General features: G+C 68.2%; 19 protein-coding genes. 8 read left to right on the top strand and 11 right to left on the bottom strand.

Annotated features, from left to right (window positions below; translation table 11 throughout):
• Nucleotides 1-9: 9 nt before the first annotated feature.
• Entirely contained in the window at nt 10-366 is a 357-nt protein-coding gene (locus EV651_RS09420; RefSeq protein ID WP_133784121.1) for a helix-turn-helix domain-containing protein, read from the bottom strand.
• A gap of 183 nt (nt 367-549) precedes the next feature.
• Nucleotides 550-1,704: a PLP-dependent aspartate aminotransferase family protein gene (locus tag EV651_RS09415; protein WP_133784119.1), complete on the bottom strand. Its 1,155-nt coding sequence runs from the start codon at nt 1,702-1,704 to the stop codon at nt 550-552.
• 137 nt (nt 1,705-1,841) lie between these two features.
• Here EV651_RS09415 and EV651_RS09410 point away from each other — a divergent pair, with 137 nt between their 5' ends.
• Entirely contained in the window at nt 1,842-2,387 is a 546-nt protein-coding gene (locus EV651_RS09410) for an Lrp/AsnC family transcriptional regulator (protein ID WP_133784117.1), read from the top strand.
• 61 nt (nt 2,388-2,448) lie between these two features.
• Here the strand turns inward: EV651_RS09410 and EV651_RS09405 are convergent, their stop codons facing one another.
• From EV651_RS09405 to EV651_RS09390, 4 genes are all read right to left on the bottom strand, one after another.
• Nucleotides 2,449-3,468 carry an LLM class flavin-dependent oxidoreductase gene (locus tag EV651_RS09405; protein ID WP_238156765.1) on the bottom strand — a complete coding sequence of 340 codons (1,020 nt, stop codon included), beginning with the start codon at nt 3,466-3,468 and terminating at the stop codon, nt 2,449-2,451.
• A 132-nt stretch (nt 3,469-3,600) separates the two neighbouring features.
• The gene (locus EV651_RS09400) at nt 3,601-4,125 is read right to left on the bottom strand and encodes an NADPH-dependent FMN reductase (RefSeq protein WP_133784115.1); all 525 of its coding nucleotides are present in this window, start codon (nt 4,123-4,125) and stop codon (nt 3,601-3,603) included.
• 43 nt (nt 4,126-4,168) lie between these two features.
• Entirely contained in the window at nt 4,169-4,513 is a 345-nt protein-coding gene (locus EV651_RS09395; protein WP_133784113.1) for a hypothetical protein, read from the bottom strand.
• Between the two features lie 38 nt (nt 4,514-4,551).
• The gene (locus EV651_RS09390) at nt 4,552-5,682 is read right to left on the bottom strand and encodes a M4 family metallopeptidase (protein WP_133784111.1); all 1,131 of its coding nucleotides are present in this window, start codon (nt 5,680-5,682) and stop codon (nt 4,552-4,554) included.
• Between the two features lie 114 nt (nt 5,683-5,796).
• Between EV651_RS09390 and EV651_RS09385 the strand changes: the two genes are divergently transcribed.
• The 3 genes from EV651_RS09385 to EV651_RS42285 all read left to right on the top strand — a co-directional run bounded on the left by EV651_RS09385 (nt 5,797) and on the right by EV651_RS42285 (nt 9,504).
• Nucleotides 5,797-8,049, top strand: coding sequence for an AAA family ATPase (locus EV651_RS09385; RefSeq protein ID WP_133784108.1), 2,253 nt, complete (start codon nt 5,797-5,799; stop codon nt 8,047-8,049).
• Nucleotides 8,050-8,161: 112 nt separating this feature from the next.
• On the top strand, nt 8,162-8,740 hold the full coding sequence (locus EV651_RS09380) for a hypothetical protein (protein ID WP_133784106.1): 579 nt from the start codon (nt 8,162-8,164) through the stop codon (nt 8,738-8,740).
• Entirely contained in the window at nt 8,737-9,504 is a 768-nt protein-coding gene (locus tag EV651_RS42285; RefSeq protein ID WP_202870233.1) for a M23 family metallopeptidase, read from the top strand. Before EV651_RS09380 ends, EV651_RS42285 begins: the two co-directional genes overlap by 4 nt.
• A 3-nt stretch (nt 9,505-9,507) precedes the next feature.
• Here EV651_RS42285 and EV651_RS09370 read toward each other — a convergent pair whose 3' ends face one another.
• Nucleotides 9,508-9,957: a YdeI/OmpD-associated family protein gene (locus EV651_RS09370; RefSeq protein WP_133784104.1), complete on the bottom strand. Its 450-nt coding sequence runs from the start codon at nt 9,955-9,957 to the stop codon at nt 9,508-9,510.
• 90 nt (nt 9,958-10,047) lie between these two features.
• Here EV651_RS09370 and EV651_RS09365 point away from each other — a divergent pair, with 90 nt between their 5' ends.
• Nucleotides 10,048-10,404, top strand: a complete 357-nt coding sequence (locus tag EV651_RS09365; RefSeq protein ID WP_238156763.1) for a VOC family protein — start codon at nt 10,048-10,050, stop codon at nt 10,402-10,404.
• A gap of 240 nt (nt 10,405-10,644) precedes the next feature.
• On the opposite strand, the gene EV651_RS09360 is transcribed toward EV651_RS09365, so the two are convergent.
• On the bottom strand, nt 10,645-10,875 hold the full coding sequence (locus tag EV651_RS09360) for a hypothetical protein (RefSeq protein ID WP_133784102.1): 231 nt from the start codon (nt 10,873-10,875) through the stop codon (nt 10,645-10,647).
• Nucleotides 10,876-11,080: 205 nt separating this feature from the next.
• Nucleotides 11,081-11,836, bottom strand: coding sequence for an SDR family NAD(P)-dependent oxidoreductase (locus EV651_RS09355; RefSeq protein ID WP_133784100.1), 756 nt, complete (start codon nt 11,834-11,836; stop codon nt 11,081-11,083).
• A gap of 95 nt (nt 11,837-11,931) precedes the next feature.
• Between EV651_RS09355 and EV651_RS09350 the strand changes: the two genes are divergently transcribed.
• Together EV651_RS09350 and EV651_RS09345 are read left to right on the top strand one after the other, a co-directional pair.
• Nucleotides 11,932-12,567 carry a MarR family transcriptional regulator gene (locus EV651_RS09350; protein ID WP_238156762.1) on the top strand — a complete coding sequence of 212 codons (636 nt, stop codon included), beginning with the start codon at nt 11,932-11,934 and terminating at the stop codon, nt 12,565-12,567.
• Nucleotides 12,568-12,637: 70 nt separating this feature from the next.
• Nucleotides 12,638-13,003, top strand: a complete 366-nt coding sequence (locus EV651_RS09345; RefSeq protein ID WP_133784099.1) for a VOC family protein — start codon at nt 12,638-12,640, stop codon at nt 13,001-13,003.
• On the opposite strand, the gene EV651_RS09340 is transcribed toward EV651_RS09345, so the two are convergent.
• Complete coding sequence (locus EV651_RS09340) at nt 12,994-13,791, bottom strand: DUF3152 domain-containing protein (RefSeq protein ID WP_133784097.1); 798 nt, start codon at nt 13,789-13,791, stop codon at nt 12,994-12,996. The genes EV651_RS09345 and EV651_RS09340 overlap by 10 nt on opposite strands.
• Before the next feature lie 175 nt (nt 13,792-13,966).
• Here EV651_RS09340 and EV651_RS09335 point away from each other — a divergent pair, with 175 nt between their 5' ends.
• A complete protein-coding gene (locus EV651_RS09335; RefSeq protein ID WP_133784095.1) occupies nt 13,967-15,751 on the top strand; it encodes a protein-arginine deiminase family protein in 1,785 nt (594 codons plus the stop codon).
• Here EV651_RS09335 and EV651_RS09330 read toward each other — a convergent pair.
• A complete protein-coding gene (locus tag EV651_RS09330; protein ID WP_133784093.1) occupies nt 15,702-16,187 on the bottom strand; it encodes a GNAT family N-acetyltransferase in 486 nt (161 codons plus the stop codon). The two genes, EV651_RS09335 and EV651_RS09330, sit on opposite strands and share 50 nt — an antisense overlap.
• Nucleotides 16,188-16,196 lie beyond the last annotated feature (9 nt).

Raw genomic sequence — 16,196 nt, 5'->3', positions numbered from 1 at the left:
ACTGATTTTCTAGGCGACGAGCGTGTACGCCGTAGGCGGGCCGGAGTACGCGCGTGGACCGGACGGGATGCGCCGGGACGCAGGGTCCTCGACGCGGATCGCGGCGGTCTGCAGACGGATCGGCAGCGTGGACCGGACCGCCGTGGTCAGATCGAACTGCACCTCGGCGAGCAGGTCGGACAGCTCCAGATCGAGCGCCCGGCAGATCGCGGCGAGGATCTCCGAGGACGGCTCCTTGCGGCCGCGCTCGATCTCGGACAGGTACGGCACCGACACCTGGGCCAGCTCCGCGAGCTCACGCAGGGTGATGCCCCGCTCGCGCCGCAGCCGGCGGAAAACGCTTCCGATCACCTGGCGTAGCAACACGTCTGGCCCTCCTCGCCTCCGGATCTCCTGTACCGAGTGTGCCATCCCCCGAAGGTCCACCGCCCCGAATCTGCCCTGAGCAGATTCCCCACACCGTTCTGCCCGCAGCAGAATCCAACTTTGAGAAGCCACCAACCACTTTCGCGGTCGAAACATGGTTGGTGGCTTCTCAAAGTTGGGAAGTCAGGCGTGGGTGAGGGCTTGGGCTAGGTCGGCCGTGAGGTCTTCGGGGTCTTCTAGGCCGAGGCTCAGGCGGAGTAGGGCGTCGGTTGGTTTGGCCTTCGGTGCGACCAGGCGGTGGGTCAGCGCGGCGGGGTGCTGGATGAGGGTGTCGACTCCGCCCAGTGAGACGGCGTGGGTGATGAGCTTCAGGCCGCTCGCCACCCGGGACGCCGCTTCGTAGCCGCCGCTGAGTGTGAACGCGAGTACCGCGCCCGGCCCTGCCTGCTGCCGGCCGATCAGCCCGGCCGGATCGGTCAGGCCCGGGTAGTGGACCCGCTCGACGGTCGGCTGCGCCGACAGCCAGTCCGCGACCTTGATGGCGGTCGCCTGCTGCGCCCGTACTCGAACAGGCAGCGTCTGCAGTCCCCGGTGCAGTTCGTACGCCGCCAACGGGTGCAGCAGGCCACCTGTCACAGCGCGGATCTGCCGAAGCCGGCCGACCCACTCCACGCCGGCCGCGACGACGCCACCCATCACGTCGCCATGACCGCCGAGGTACTTGGTTGCCGAGTGCAACACCAGGCTCGCCCCGTGCCGAGCCGGTTGCTGCAGGACCGGCGTCGCGAAGGTGTTGTCCACCAGGACCGGTACGTCGCCGGCCGCGGTGGCGACGTACGCGATGTCGACGAGGTCGACGGTCGGGTTCGCCGGGGTCTCGACGATCACCAGACCGGTGTCCGGGCGGATCGCTCCGGCGACCTCGCTCGGCTCCGCGTACGTGACAGTTGTCCCCAGGAGGCCTGTGGACAACAGGTGGTCGGTGCCGCCGTACAGAGGTCGGACGGCGACCACGTGTGGACGGCCCGCGGCGACACTGGCGAGCAGGCACGCGGTGAGCGCGGCCATGCCGGACCCGAAGGCGACCGCGCCGTCGCAGTGCTCGAGCTCCGCGAGCGCGTCCTCGAAGCGCGCGACCGTCGGGTTCCACAGGCGCTGGTAGACGAGGCTCCCGCCGTCGGGCCCGCGACCCTGCGTGAGTTCGTCGTACGACGAACCGCCGGTGTGGACGTCGGGGAGCGGATAGGTGGTGGACAGATCGATCGGCGGGACGTGAACGCCGAGGGCGGCCAGGTCGTCGCGACCGGCGTGGACGGACCTGGTGTCGAGTTGGGTCATCGCTGCCTCCTCCACCTGTGGACAAGTGAGGAGACTGTGGAATCTTCTGCGAGGTTGACGCAATAGTTCCGAAGAAAATTCGTCCACAGGGTCATCCACACGCTGTGGATTCTGTGGACGAGCTCTACAGTGGAGGCATGCCGAAGGATCGTCGGAGCCCGGGACCGGCTCCGCGGGCTGCGCCTGGGACCGGGCCTGAAGGGCTCGACGAAGTGGACCGGACGCTGGTCAACCTGCTGACCGCGGAAGGCCGGATGCCGAACAACGCGCTCGCCGAGGCAGCCGGCATCGCGCCGTCGACGTGCCTGACCCGGGTGCGGTCACTCCGCGAGCGCGGGGTGATCCGCGGCTTCCACGCCGACGTGGACCTGGCCGCGCTGGGTCAGCCGCTGCAGGCGCTGATCGCGATCCGGATCGGCGCGCACTCCCGCGACGAGATCGACCGCTTCCGCACGAACGTCCCCCGGCTCCCCGGGGTGCTGTCGCTGTTCCACGTCAGCGGCGCGAACGATTACCTGCTGCATGTCTCGGCGGCGACGCCGGACGCGCTCCGGGAGTTCGTGCTCGACCACCTGACCGCCGATCCAGCGGTCAGCCACGCGGAAACGAGCCTCATCTTCGAACACGTCCGCGGGACACCGGACGCCCACCACTCACCAAAGTCACGGACGTCAGCCAGCTGACGCTCGAGCGACCCGGGGAATCGGTCGTTCGCGCGGGTTGGTGAGTGCTACAGGTCCGCGGTCAGCGCGGCTTGAGGCCCCAGGCTTCGGCGAGGAGCTGGAACGAGCGGCGGCGTTCCGCGGGGTTGTGGATGTTCGTGGTGATGATCAGCTCGTCGGCGCCGGCGTCGGTGGCTTTGCGGCGGAGCTCGTCGGCGACCTGGTCCGGCGTACCGACGGTAACCAGGCCGGTCCAGTCCTCGATGGCAGCCTCTTCCGCCTCGGTCCACGGGTACTCGGCCGCTTCCTCGGGGGACGGGAGCGGGCCGGGACGGCCGGAGCGGAGGCGGAGGGTCGAGAGCGCGTTGGCTCGGGCGAGTTGTGCGGCGCGCTCCTCGGTCTCGGCGACGATCGCGGCCAGGGCGAGGATCGCGTGTGGGCCGCCGTCGTGCTCGAGGCGCTGGTAGTCCCTCCTGTACGCCGAGATGACGCCGGCCGGATCGAGTGTCCCGAAGTGGCCGGCGTACGCGAACCCGGTCCCGAGCGCGGCGGCCGCCTGACCGCCGTACGTGCTCGATCCGAGGATCCACACCGGCGGCAGCGGTACGTCGTCCGGTTGTGCGCTGATCGGCTCGAACGGATGCCCCGCCGGGAACCCTTCGGCGTACGCGCGGAGCTCGGCGTACTGCTCGGTGAAGTCGTCCGCTCCGAGCGCCTCACGGCTACGGCGCAACGCGAGCGCCGTGCGCTGGTCGGTGCCCGGTGCGCGTCCGAGGCCGAGGTCGATGCGGTCCGGGTACAGCCCGCCGAGGACCCGGAACGTCTCGGCGACCTTGAGCGGGGAGTGGTTCGGCAGCATGATGCCGCCGGATCCGACCCGGATCGTCGACGTCGCGGCCGCCACAGCGGCGATCATCACCTCCGGGCTGGTGCTCACCACACTCGGGATGTTGTGGTGCTCCGCGAGCCAGAACCGGTGGTACCCGGCGGCCTCGGCGGTGCGGGCCAGTTCCAGCGTCTCGTGCAGCGCCTCCGACGGCCGCGTACCCGTCGGCACCGGCGAGAGATCGAGCACGGACAGGGGCATCGCTTCGGCGGTCACGTTCAACTGCCAACGACTGCCTGGTGGAACCTATTCCGGGACGGATCTCCAGCACTCATCAATTGACTGCACGAGGGCCGTTTGAGCGTCGGGCGGGCGGCCGGATCGCAGTTGTGATGGGCTGGCGGTCCGCTAAACCGGATATGGCTGACTAGCGCGGGCGTCGCGCAGGGAGCGGGCCCACCAGGCGAGTTGGTGGAGGAGGGCGGTTGCGGCCGCGGTGGTCGTGGGGTCGGCCGGCTCTGCGTCGATGAAGTCCTCTTCGCGGAAGCCGAGGCTGTCGCGGATCGTCACCGCGTGCAGCTCGCCGAAGACGAGCCGGAGCTGCTCGGCCGCACGCAGTCCGCCCGAGCGTCCGCCGTACACCACGAAACCGACCGGCTTCGCGTACCAAGGCCGGCGTACGGCGTCGATCGCGGTCTTCACGTCCCCCGGGTAGGCGTGGTTGTACTCCGCCGTGACGATCATCACCGCGTCCGCGTCCTCGATCCGCCCCGGCAACTCGGTGAGCGGGACCGTGCTCAGGTCGATCAGATCAAGTTTGAACTCGTCCGCGCGCTCGACCTCCCGCGCGAACCACCGCGTGACCACCGTCCCGAACCGCCCTGCCTCGAGATTGCGCGTCAGCACGACGAGCCGGAGCGGATGAACTGTCACGACGCGACGCTAATACCTCAACAAGACTTGAGGTCAAACCGTCTCATCTGGGGGCCGGTACCGGTGCGGACCGCAATCCCTCGATCGCCAGCCCCACGGCCACCAACGTCACCGCCGCGAGCGGCCATCGGACCGGCGCGATCAGGAACACGCCGAACATCATGAGCATTCCGGCACAGGCCGCGGCCGCAAAGATCGCCACGCCGAACCCGGACCGCCTGCGACCGTTCAGCAAACCCAGCGCGATGAGGGCGACGATCACCACGAGCGCCGTCGGGAAGACACTGAAGATCGCCACGTAGCCATGCGGATCACACGTCGGGGCGTCGCAAGGAATCGACAGCATCGTCACGGGCTGCAGGATCGCCGCGATCGCGATCGCCAGCATCCCGACCGCGTTGGCGGGCCAGAGCCAAGGCTTCGTATTCACTCGACACGCGCCCGCTCGTCAGCCGGCTGCTGGTCGGGTGGGGCGGCGGGTGGGGTGGTGGTTTCGAGGTTGGTCTGGGCGGCGTTCATGAGTGAAGTCTGGTCCCCCAGAACGCCGACGGTTTGCCAGGCCTTGGTCACCGCGGCGAGTTGCGCCGACTCGTCACCGAAAAGGTCGCGCGCCGCGGCCTCGGTCGCGGCAGCAAACTCCTTGAAGCCGGCCGACGCCGCGAGGTTGCCCGACGTCAGCGTCGAGTACCAGATCTTGCCGGTGTCGTCGTACGCGTTCCCGCCCAGCTCCGCCGCGGCCAGGTAGAACGCCCGGTTCGGGATGCCCGAGTTGATGTGTACGCCGCCGTTGTCGTCGGCAGTGTCGACGTACCCGGACATGTCGGCCGGCTGCGGATCCTTCCCCAGCCGCGGATCGTCGTACGCCGTCCCGGGCGCCTTCATCGACCGCAGCGCGACACCCTGCACACCGGGCAGGAACAGCCCCGCCCCGATCAGCCAGTCGGCGTCCGCGGCATTCTGACCGAGCGCGTACTGCTTCGCGAGCGAGCCGAAGACGTCCGAGATGCTCTCGTTCAGCGCGCCCGACTGGCCCTCGTACACGAGGTTCGCCGTGTACTGCGTGACGCCGTGGGTCAACTCGTGGCCGGTGACATCGATCGACGACGTGAAGTTCCCGAAGATCTCGCCGTCCCCGTCGCCGAACACCATCTGCGCGCCGTCCCAGAACGCGTTCGCGTACCCGCGGTCGTAGTGCACCGTCGACGTGAGCACCAGGCCGGCGCCGTCGATCGAGTCGCGCCCGAAGCACTCCTTGTACAACGTCCAGGTCGCGCCCGTGCCGTCGTACGCCTGGTTCGTCGCCTGATCCTGGACGGGGTCGTCGCCCTCGGAGCGGACCAGCGTCCCCGGTAGATCGGTCCCGTTCGCCGCGTCGTACACCTTGCGCTGCCGACCGCCGCCCTCCGCCGCGGCCGCGCGCTCCCGGCCGGCTGCGGGCCGCGTTCGCAGCACGGCGTCGTGCTGCAGCGACTGCCTGATCCGGGCACGAACGCTGGGGTCACCCGCGGATCGCTCGAGCTGCTCGAGGAGGTACGGCGGGACGATGGCGTGGAACACCACTACAGGAAAACCCGGGCACCGGATAAACTCAAGGATTTGTGGCTGCCGCCGGGAGAATTCCACAAATGCGGCTTGAACCAACGGCACGGATTTTAACACAAGGGACAGGAATTGCCGAATCCAGTCGAAACCGAACAGGCCAACCTCATCACGTTCTACGCCGCGCTGGACGCGGAGCGGGAGCGCACCGACGCACGCGCGGACGACGAGCAACTGGTGCACACCCGCAACGCCCAGGCGCTGCACCAGCGGGACGGCCGGATCCGTGACCTCAAGCTCCGGCAGGCCCGGCTGAACGCCGCCGAGGAAGGTCTGTACTTCGGCCGCCTCGACGCCGCCGACGGCGAGGTCCTGCACCTGGGCCGGATCGGTCTGCACGACGACGACTACGAACCCCTGCTGGTGGACTGGCGTGCCCCGGCGGCGCGGCCGTTCTACATCGCGACCGCGGTGGCCAATCACGACGTCGTACGCCGTCGGCACATCCAGACCCGGCTACGGCGCGTGGTCGATGTCCAGGACGAGCAGCTCGACCTCGGGCGGGACGCGGCCGATGCGTCGAAGCCCGGCACCGGCGTGATCGGCGAGGCCGTGCTGATGAAGGCGCTGGAGGCTCGCCGGACCGGTCAGATGGAGTCGATCGTGCAGACGATCCAGGCCGATCAGGACCGGATCATCCGCTCCGAACTGCCCGGAATCCTGGTTGTCCAAGGCGGTCCGGGCACCGGGAAGACAGCAATCGCTCTGCACCGGGCGGCATTTCTGTTGTACACACATCGTGAGCAACTGGAAAAGCGCGGAATTCTCGTTGTCGGGCCGAATGCGGCGTTCCTGCGATTCATCGGCCAGGTACTCCCGTCGCTCGGCGAGGAGGGCGTCCGGCTCGTCACGCTCGCCGAACTGTTCCCGGGCGTGAACGCGACCCGCCCCGAGTCACCGGAGAGTGCCGAGGTGAAGGGCCGGACGGTGATGGCCGACGTGATCGCGAAGGCGGTCGCCGATCGGCAATGGCTCCCGGAGCGCCCGGTCCACATGACCGTCGAGCGCACCGAGCTCACGCTCGACCCTTCCGTGTGCGAGACAGTCCACGCACGTGTCCGCAATCGCAACCTCACCCACAACCAGGCGCGCCCCTTTGTGCTCAACGAGATCACGGACCACCTCACCCATCAGTACGCCGAACTGATCGGCACCGATCCGCTCGACGGGGAGCAGTTGCTCGACGAGTACGACCTCGCCGAACTGCGCAGCGAGGTGCTCGCCGAGCCCGCCGTACAGGCGCTGCTCGAGCAGCTCTGGCCGTTGCTCAGTCCGCAGCGGCTGCTGGAGGATCTGTACGGCGACGAGGATCGGCTCGCGTCCGCGGCGCCGCAGTTGTCCGCGCTGGATCGCGAACACCTGTTGCGGTACGGCGACGACTGGAGTCAGTCCGACGTACCGCTGCTGGACGAGGCGGCGGAGTTGCTGGGTGACGACGGGTCCGAGGCGGCGCGGGAACAGGCCGCGCGGGCGCGCGCGATCGCTTATGCACAAGGTGCTTTGGACGTGCTCGCCGGTTCGGGGTCGACCGACTTCGACGAAGACGACGAGGCCGAAATCCTTACTGCCAAGGACATTCTCGACGCCGAGGCGTTCGCCGAGCGGTTCGAGGCGGAGGACGATCGGACGCTCGCGGATCGCGCGGCCGCGGATCGGCGGTGGACGTACGGTCATGTGATCGTCGACGAGGCGCAGGAGCTGTCGCCGATGGCGTGGCGGGCGATCGCGCGGCGGTGCCCACTGCGGTCGATGACGGTGGTCGGCGACGTGGCGCAGACGAGCTCGATCGGCGGCGGTACGTCGTGGGCGTCCGCGCTCGGTGAGACGTTCGGCGATCGCTGGCGACTCGCGGAGCTGACGTTGAACTACCGCACGCCGGCCGAGGTGATGGAGCTCGCGCACGCCGTACTGCGCGAGGTCGACCCGTCGGCGCAGGCGCCGCAATCGGTCCGCTCCACGGGCGTGAAACCGTGGCACGTCGACGTACCGGCGGCCGAACAGGCCTTGTACGTCTACAAGATGGCGGCAGAGGAGACGGCGTACGGCGAGGTCGGCGTGATCACGTCCCGCAGCCGGCTCGAGCTGATCCAGGAGGCCGTCGACGGACTCACCGGCGTCACGGTCCTCACCGCCCGTGAGGCCAAGGGCCTCGAGTTCGACTCCGTCCTGGTCGTCGATCCGGACGGCATCGTCATCGAGTCACCCCGCGGCCTGCGCGACCTCTACGTCTCCCTGACCCGCTGCACCCAACGCCTAGGAGTGGTCGGCGAGCTACCCGACGTACTCGAGCACTCGACCGCGTGGGATGAGGAGCCCGAACCGTAGACAACGGAGAGTGACGGGGCTTGAATGGCTGGCGGGGGGAATCATGAATGGAGAACCGTCTACACGCACGCATTGTCAGCGGGGGAACGCGACGCTGGCAGCCCTGGGAGGGGTGGCGGTCGGCGTCATCCTGGTGCTGCTGACCTGGCTCGTGGTGCTGATGACGAAGGACGATCCGGCGCCACGGGCGGCTGACACGGCACCGGTTGCGTCGGCGCCGGTCGCGTCGGCGCCGGTGTCGGTGACCACGAAGACCGTCGTACCGAAGCCCACGGTGAAGGGGACGTCGAACCCGGCGCCGGCGGTTGGAGATGTGCGGTCGCTGCCGGCCGGGTTGTTCTGTCGCGATCTGAAGGCCAAGGGATACGGCTACGTCGCGGCGGTGGACTACTGGCGACTGCACGGGCAGCCGAATCAAATGGATGCCGACCGCAACGGAATTCCGTGCGAGACCGTGTATCCGCGCAGCGACGTCGCGGCGTACTGGAACGGGCGCGAGATCAGCGGTGTCGTGTTCTGGTCGGCGGGGCTGTACTGCCGGGACCTCGTCGCGCGAGGGGCGTCGTACTCCGAGGCCGTTCGGTACTGGTGGTACTACGGGATGCCGGACCGGATGGATGCGGACAGGAACGGCATACCGTGCGAAACGGTGTACTCCGCGGCGACAGTTAACGCATTCTGGTTCCTGTGACGCGACGGGCTTGGGTTGCTTTTCTGCTGGCTGTGGTGATCGTGGGCGGCGGTGGGTGGTTCGGATTGTCGGCGGCCGGCGTCTTCGACCGGGCGCAACCGACCGCCGTATCAAGTACGCCTCGATCCACACCACCGACCACTGGTGTGTCACAGCCGAGTGTGCGGCCACGGTCCAGCAAGCCGGCACAGTCGAAGGCACCGGCCGTTACGACCAGTCCACCGCGTGCTTCCGCCGTACGGCGGTATGTGTTTCCTGTTGGTGGTTGTCGGGCGGATGCCTCGCAGAGTCATCATGACTATCCGGCGTCGGACATCTTTGCGCACGTCGGTTGTCTGTTTGTTGCGCCGGTTGACGGGCGGGTGGACGAGGTGACGCGGGTCGACTCGTGGAATGCGAAGACCAATCGGGGTGCTGATCGGGGCGGGCTGTCAGTTTCGGTGGTGGGGGCGGATGGCGTTCGGTACTACGGCTCACACCTCTCGGCGATCCAGCCCGGGATCGCGCCAGGTGTGCCGGTGCGGGCGGGGCAACCTCTTGGACGGACCGGGAAGACGGGGAGCGCCCAAGGGACACCACCACATCTGCATTTCGGGATCAGCTGGCCGACGGCGCCCAACATGTGGTGGGTCCGGCGTGGAGCGGTGGCACCGCAGCAGTTCCTGAACAGCTGGCATGACGGCGGTCAGCTGTCCCCCGTGGCGTTGGTCGCGGCGCGCCATCGGGCGTACGGCGCAGACCACGGCTGCCGCTCGTACTGCTGACAATTAGCGAGCGCGGCCCTCGCGGAGGGCGGCGATCGACTTCTCGATCCGGCGGGTGCGGGTGGCCTCGGTCTTGGCGGAGGTCACCTGGAGGGTGTGCCACTGCCGGTTGCTGTAGCTGAGCGTGTCCCAGAACGCCTTCGCCTCCGGGTCGGCGGCGAGGGCCGTTGCCAGGGGTTCGGGGATCTCGAGTTCGCGTGGCGCTGTGTCGAGTTCGACGTCGACCTCGAGTACGTCGCCGGGCGTGACGCCGGCCTCGGTACGGCGGTCCGCGCTGAATCCGAGCAGGTAGCGTCCGCCCATCCGCGCGATCGACGTACGGAAGGTGTACCCGTTGACCGTCACGCTCACCTTCGGCCGGCCGCCGCCACCGAGCGACTCCACGACCGTTTCGGGCACCTCGAAGCCGGCGGTGTTCTTGCCTGTGGACAGCAGTTCGGCAGTGAACTTCATCTGTTCATGATGCGGGTCGCGCAGGTCATGTCGAGAGTCGGCCGGCTGTTCCGACGTACCGGCGTCAGTGTCAGGCGGAGAGGAAAGATCGTGATTCTCAACAGCATGTTGCTCGGTAGTGCGGACGCGGAGCGGTTGAAGGCGTGGTACCGCGACGGGTTCCGGGCGGAGGTCGACGGGTACGGCAACCTGGACCTCGGCGGGTTCGGCCTGGTGATCGAGCAGCGCGACGACGTCGCGGCCAAGAACGCCGAACCGGGACGGCACATCGTGAACTTCGCCGTCGACGACATCGAGGCGGCGGCCGCGCACCTGCGGACGCTCGACGTCGACTGGCTGGTGCACCCGGAGGACCGCGGGATCGGCTGGTTCGCGACGCTGATCGACCCGGACGGCAATTACGTGCAGCTCATCCAGATGAAACCGGAGTACTACGCGCAAAAGTGAAAAACGTTCGCACCGGAGCTGGGGGATCCGGTGCGAACGGGGTTTTTCGTCAGGCGCATTACAGGGGAGAAATTGGCGGCAAGCGAGGGGCAGAACGCCCGCACTCGCTTGCCGCCGCGTGCCCTTGGAAGAGCACCGCACCGGTTCCTTTGGTTGGTCGAGGTGAGGCGACTCGACCTGGCGACGTTCCGCGTGGGTTGTCTGGTGAGGTACGGAACGCGAAAGGTACCGGAGGTTTTCTCAGCGGGGAGCTACGTCCCACATGCGCTCGCCGGGCAGGGGGTCGGGGAGCTTGTCGACGTCGGGCATCGGGTCGTTCGTGACCCGAAGACCGGCGAATCGACGGCTCATGGCGTCTGCGTACCGCTCGGCCAACGCCGGCTCGGCGTTGTAGTCGGCGATCACGTGCTCACCGAACCAGACACGCACGCGACGACGCGAAATGGTCTGAGTGGCGGTGGCGGTTGTCACTGGTCCTCCTGGCTGATACTTCGAGGGTGGTACGGCCTGGAAAACGCGGGCGAGCGCGGTGCCGGTGCGCCGTGTTGTGTTCACCGTCACGTCACTTCCAACGGAGGACGCAGAGCAGAGGTCACGCCCGGATTCAGATTTTCTGGCCGGTCGCCAAAACTTTTTCGGACCCGCCAGGACCCCATTCTTTCGCCACTTTGTTCGATTACTCGAACGGGCCGCGCACGGAGACGCCGCCGTCCAGCACGAGCTGCTGTCCGGTGATGTACGACGCCGCGTCGGAAGCCAGGTAGACCACTGCCCGGGCCACCTCTTCGGAACGCCCGAACCGGCCAACCGGAATCTCCTCGACGACCTCGGCGGCGACATTCGCATTGGCCACGGCCGTGGCGATCGCTCCAGCGGCGGCGACGTTCATCCGGATCCCGTCCCGCGCGTACTCCGCGGCGACCGTGCGGGCGAGGCTGAGCAGGCCGGCCTTCATCACGCCGTACGCCGCCTGTTTGGGCGCGGCCATGAACCCGGTGACGGATCCGACGCTGACGATCGCGCCGCCGGTGCCCTGGTCGAGGAAGACTCGGAGCGCGGCCCGGACCGCGCGGGCGACGTACCGGAGGTTGACCTCGTAGATCGTGTCCCAGTCCTCGTCGGCCATCTCGTGCAACTTCACCGCGGGCACGAACGCGACCTGCCCGCCGACGACAGTGACGAGTACGTCGAGTCCGCCGAGCTTCTCGACCGCGCCCGCGACCATCGCCTCGATATCGGTCACCGAGCGGACGTCACCGGAGATCGGGTACGCCGTACCGCCGGCTGCCCGTACCGCGTCCGCGGCTTCCGCGGCACGGTGCGGATCGAGGTCCGCGACCATCACCGCGGCCCCTTCGTTGCCGAAGGCTTCAGTCGTCGCCCGTCCGATCCCGCCCCCGCCGCCACCGATCACCAGCACTCGTTTCCGCATGGGCGGAGCGTAGATCAGGGACGTCGTGATATTCACAGGGATTCCTCAGGAAAGACACGCCGAAGCTGTCGGAACGGCTCCGTACGCTGGGACACGTGACCATCGAAGACGCTGGAATCAGGCCGCTCACCAACGGATCCGCGGACAGGGGATCCGAGGACCAGCCGGTCGTGGCGAACGGCCTCGTGGTGCCCGAGCGGATCATCGGCGGCGTCGTACCGTCACCCGTGCGGCCCGGTCCGACGGGGATCGCGGCCGTCCAGACCGAGCACCTGATCAGTGACGTCGGCGATGCGCTCCGGCTCCTCGACGCGGTGGAACGCGTGCGTGGTCACGCGCACCCGCTGATCCTTGGTCTGCAGGAAGCGATCGGGATCAAGATGCCTGCCGCGCTGGTGCTGAGCGCGATCGCGAACGGCCGCACGTCAGCGGACGAGGTCGCGAAGCAGGTCGGCATCACGCCCGGCGAGGCGGAGCTGGCGATCGCCGACCTGGAAGCGCTCGGCATGGTCCGGACCACGCCCGAGTTGGTCGTCACGTCGATGGGTCAGGCCCGTCTCTCCCAGCTCGACGGTCTCACCGTCCGGGTCCTCGACGTCATCACCGGCATCCTCGGCCCGACCGACGCCGCCCACCTGGTCCGCCTCCTGCACACGGTCGCCGACGGCCTCGAGTCCGCCTCGGTAGCCGCCGCCGTAAACCCCACCCTCCCCCAGGCCCTCCACAACTGACCCCGGGGTGTCGAGAACGGGGTGACGGTCTCGACGTAGCTGGTGTCAGACGAGACAAGGAGGGCATCAGATGTTGAAGGACAGCAAGGCGTTCAGTGGGTTTTCGGTGGATGACCTGCCGCGGGCGAAGGAGTTCTACGGCGAGACGCTGGGGATCGAGGTCGCCGAGGAGAACGGGTTGTTGCACCTGCGGACCGGTGGTGGGAACACAGTTCTCGTCTATCCGAAGGACAATCACGTCCCGGCGGAGTACACCGTGCTCAACTTCCCCGTCGACGATGTCGAGGCCACGGTGCGGGAGCTGACCGCGCGGGGGATCGTGTTCGAGAGGTACGTCGACGAGCAGGACGAGCTCGGGATCAATCGCGGTCCGGGGCCGTTGATCGCGTGGTTCAAGGATCCGGCGGGGAACGTGCTGTCGATCATTCAGGAGTGAGGGATCGGGTCGTCGTACTGCCCTAGGCGGCCTTGGTAGCCGGCGCCGTTCAGGTACGGCCAGGCGTATGCGTTGCAGCCGTGCAGGCCGAGCGTCTGCTGTTGCATGACCGGCGCCGGTTGACCGGGGCCCCGGCACAGCTCGTGGCCGCGGCCGAGTCGGTGACCGGTCTCGTGGTTGACCATGTACTGCCGGTACGTCGTCAGTGGGGCGGCGTAGTTCCGTACGCCGTGCACCCACCGCGCCACGTTCAGCACGACCCGGTTCCCGATCCGGCAACTCGTGTATCGATCCCTCGCCCCGCAGAGCGCACTCCGCGTCTGGGGCGTGACCAGCAGCAAGGTGAAATCGGGAATCGTCCCCGGTCCGACCTGCTGGAACCGCCACTGCCCGTGCGACGCCCACCCCTGGGCCCCGCCGTACGTCGCCCGCACGAAGCGCGCGAACCCGCCGCGGTCGATGCCGCTGATCCCGCCCTCGATCGCGATCTGAAACCGCATCAGCTTCCCCGCCCGCCCGATCACCGCGGGGTCCCCCGGCAGTACGGCGTACGACCGCGTCCCCGCCACCGGGTACGAGATCGCCTCCGGAGGTCGCTGCGAAACCACAGACCGTGCCTGCGGCTGCACAGGCCTCGACTGCGCGGGCTGGACAGGCTGGTCCGACTGGACCGACACCGGTACGACGCCACGGCCTGGGTACCCGTGCCTGCCGGATGGGCCGGCAGACACAGCTACCCAGACGGCGACCACGACGGCGATCGCGACGACAACGGTCCAGCGGCGCATCCGGTGAGCTCCTCCCAGCACGCTCGGGGCGGGGTGTTCTGACTCCTTCCTGCCAACTGTGCCCCGAAAACCTTCTCCGCCCACGGGTGGAGACCGGATTTCCATCTGCCGCTTTCTGCTACCCCTGCGTAGTTTCGATCGAAGAAGCACACCTGTATCAAATAAGGAGCCTTCGATGAGACACTGGACCGCAGGCATCACGACTCTCCTGACCGTCATCACTGCGTTGACGGCGTGGACTACGGCGCCGGCACCGCGGCTGACCGCCGACGTGAACCGCGACGGACTGCTGACCCACGCCGACGACCCGGCGAAATCGACCTGGACCGACGCCCGCGGCGCGATCTTCCTACCCAACCTGGACGACGACGAGCACCGTTGCACGGTCGACCCGGCGGACCTCGACGCACCCGGCCGCGCGGTCGACGACAAGCTCGCCGCCTGCAACGACGCCGCCGACGACCGCATCAACGGCGCCCGCGACCTAGCCGACCTGGCACCGCTCACGATCGATGCCCAACGCAACCTCTCCGACCACGCAACCGGTACCGTCACGATCTCCCCGGCGGACAAGGGCCGCGTCTTCGCCAATGGCCGCCCAGTCAGCACACTCACCGCAACAGACCTGCAACGCGGCGTCCGGCTGCAGCTCGAAGGCCGCGACATCGTCCGTAACCCCAAGCAATGGGACGGCCAGATCACCGTGACCGTGTCCGTCACCGACCGCGGGCGCACCGGCACCGACGCGGTCCGGATGCGCGTCGCCCCGCTGATGCTGCAGAACGATCTCCAGCGCGCACAAACCGTCCTGGCCGGCCGGCCCGCCAAGGGCCAGGGTTGGTGGGGCGGCACACCGCCGTACCAGGACGGCGTACCCGGCGAGTGGCGACAGTTCGCCAAGACATTGCGTCAGGCAACCAAGGTCCAGTTCGTGAAAGGTACGCCGAAAGGCTGGAAGGACATGTGGTTGCAGGACACGTTTGAGCCGGCGAGCGCGAGCATGCCGGCCGTGGGCGGTCCGCACACGATGCGCATCCTGATCCGCTCGGGCACTGTCTGGGAAGTCCCCGGCGCCGACACACCACGCCCAGCCGGACGGCTCCTCTACCGCGACCTGCGCGGACCCGACATCGGCGTCGTCCAGGAGCTCGGCGACAAGGCCTCCCCCGGTCTCGACGACCTGCTGAACATGGGCGGCAACCTCGAGGCCCTCCCGCCGTACGACGGATTTCCGCACGGGCGGATCGTCTACGGGTCGGGCGAACGGCACCCCGATCCCGGGTTCATCACGATGGTGACGAGCCAGGGGTACCAGCCGCCGGTCGTGATCGACACGTCCTGGCTGATGGTCGGGCACGCTGACGAGACGACGCACGTGGTCCGCGCGAACAACGCCCGCGGCTGGACGCTCGCGGTCGCCGACCCTCGACTCGCCGCCCACCTGTTGCGTGACGTGCAACGCCAAGGTGGCGGCGGTCAGCGACTGTTCGCGGACACCAACTCCACACACAAGCCGACGGTCGACGAACTGCTCAGCACTGGACTACGAGACAACGAGGCAGCGGCCAAGCACATCGACGACCAACTGAAGGTCCTGCTGAAGGCGACCGGTCTCCGCGAAGACGAACTGGTCCGGCTGCCGGTGTTCTTCACCAAGGTGCCCGGCTACGGGTTGCTCAAGGCAATGACTCCGGGCTTGGTGAACGGGTTGTCGATCACCGATCGCCAGTTCGCGGCACCCGATCCGCATGGGCCGCGGCTGCACGGCCGGGACGTTTTCCGGCAGGCGACGGAGCGTGCCCTCGCGCGTAACGGCGTACGCGTGCACTGGGTCGAGGACTTCTTCTGGGCGCACCTCGGCGGCGGTGAGGTGCACTGCGCAACCAACGCGCTCCGCGACACCAGCGGCGCTACGCCTTGGTGGTCCGGAAACGCAGGGTCGGGTACCTCGACTCGGTGAAGCCGAGCCCACGGTAGAGGTCGATGCCGTAGGCGGTCGCATGCAACTCGACCTGGCCGACGCCGGTCTCGTCCCGGAACCAGTCCATCAGCGCGATCACGCAGGCACGCGCGAGACCCCGCCGCCGGAAGTCCGGTTCGGTGCTGACGTTGAACAGGTGGCCGCGAAGAGTGGTCAGGTCGTTCGGGCCCGGCGCGTGCACGTACACGTTGCCGGCCGCTCCCGCCACCACGCCGGCGCTGGGGTCGTCGACGACGTACGCCGCGAACGTGTCCGGCGACGCCAGCTGTCCGGCGAACCACTCGAGCGCGGTCGTCCGCCACGGCGCGTCCGGTCCGCCGATGTCGTTGCCCATCGCGGCGAGCATCAATCCGCGTAAGTGGACCAGCGACTCCGCATCATCCGGTTTGGCTCGGCGTACCTGAATGTCGGTCACTTGGCCGAT

This window comes from Kribbella sp. VKM Ac-2571 (assembly GCF_004362255.1).
Classification (GTDB): domain Bacteria; phylum Actinomycetota; class Actinomycetes; order Propionibacteriales; family Kribbellaceae; genus Kribbella; species Kribbella pratensis.
The sequence above is the reverse complement of the archived record's forward strand: the minus strand, read 5'-3'. Positions and strand labels throughout refer to the sequence as shown.

Excerpts from the sequence above, each read along its gene's own strand:
- EV651_RS09415 (WP_133784119.1), bottom strand. The coding sequence starts at position 1,704 with ATGACCCAACTCGACACCAGGTCCGTCCACGCCGGTCGCGACGACCTG.
- EV651_RS09410 (WP_133784117.1), top strand. The coding sequence starts at position 1,842 with ATGCCGAAGGATCGTCGGAGCCCGGGACCGGCTCCGCGGGCTGCGCCT.
- EV651_RS09395 (WP_133784113.1), bottom strand. The coding sequence starts at position 4,513 with ATGCTGGCGATCGCGATCGCGGCGATCCTGCAGCCCGTGACGATGCTG.
- EV651_RS09370 (WP_133784104.1), bottom strand. The coding sequence starts at position 9,957 with ATGAAGTTCACTGCCGAACTGCTGTCCACAGGCAAGAACACCGCCGGC.
- EV651_RS09355 (WP_133784100.1), bottom strand. The coding sequence starts at position 11,836 with ATGCGGAAACGAGTGCTGGTGATCGGTGGCGGCGGGGGCGGGATCGGA.
- EV651_RS09345 (WP_133784099.1), top strand. The coding sequence starts at position 12,638 with ATGTTGAAGGACAGCAAGGCGTTCAGTGGGTTTTCGGTGGATGACCTG.
- EV651_RS09340 (WP_133784097.1), bottom strand. The coding sequence starts at position 13,791 with ATGCGCCGCTGGACCGTTGTCGTCGCGATCGCCGTCGTGGTCGCCGTC.
- EV651_RS09335 (WP_133784095.1), top strand. The coding sequence starts at position 13,967 with ATGAGACACTGGACCGCAGGCATCACGACTCTCCTGACCGTCATCACT.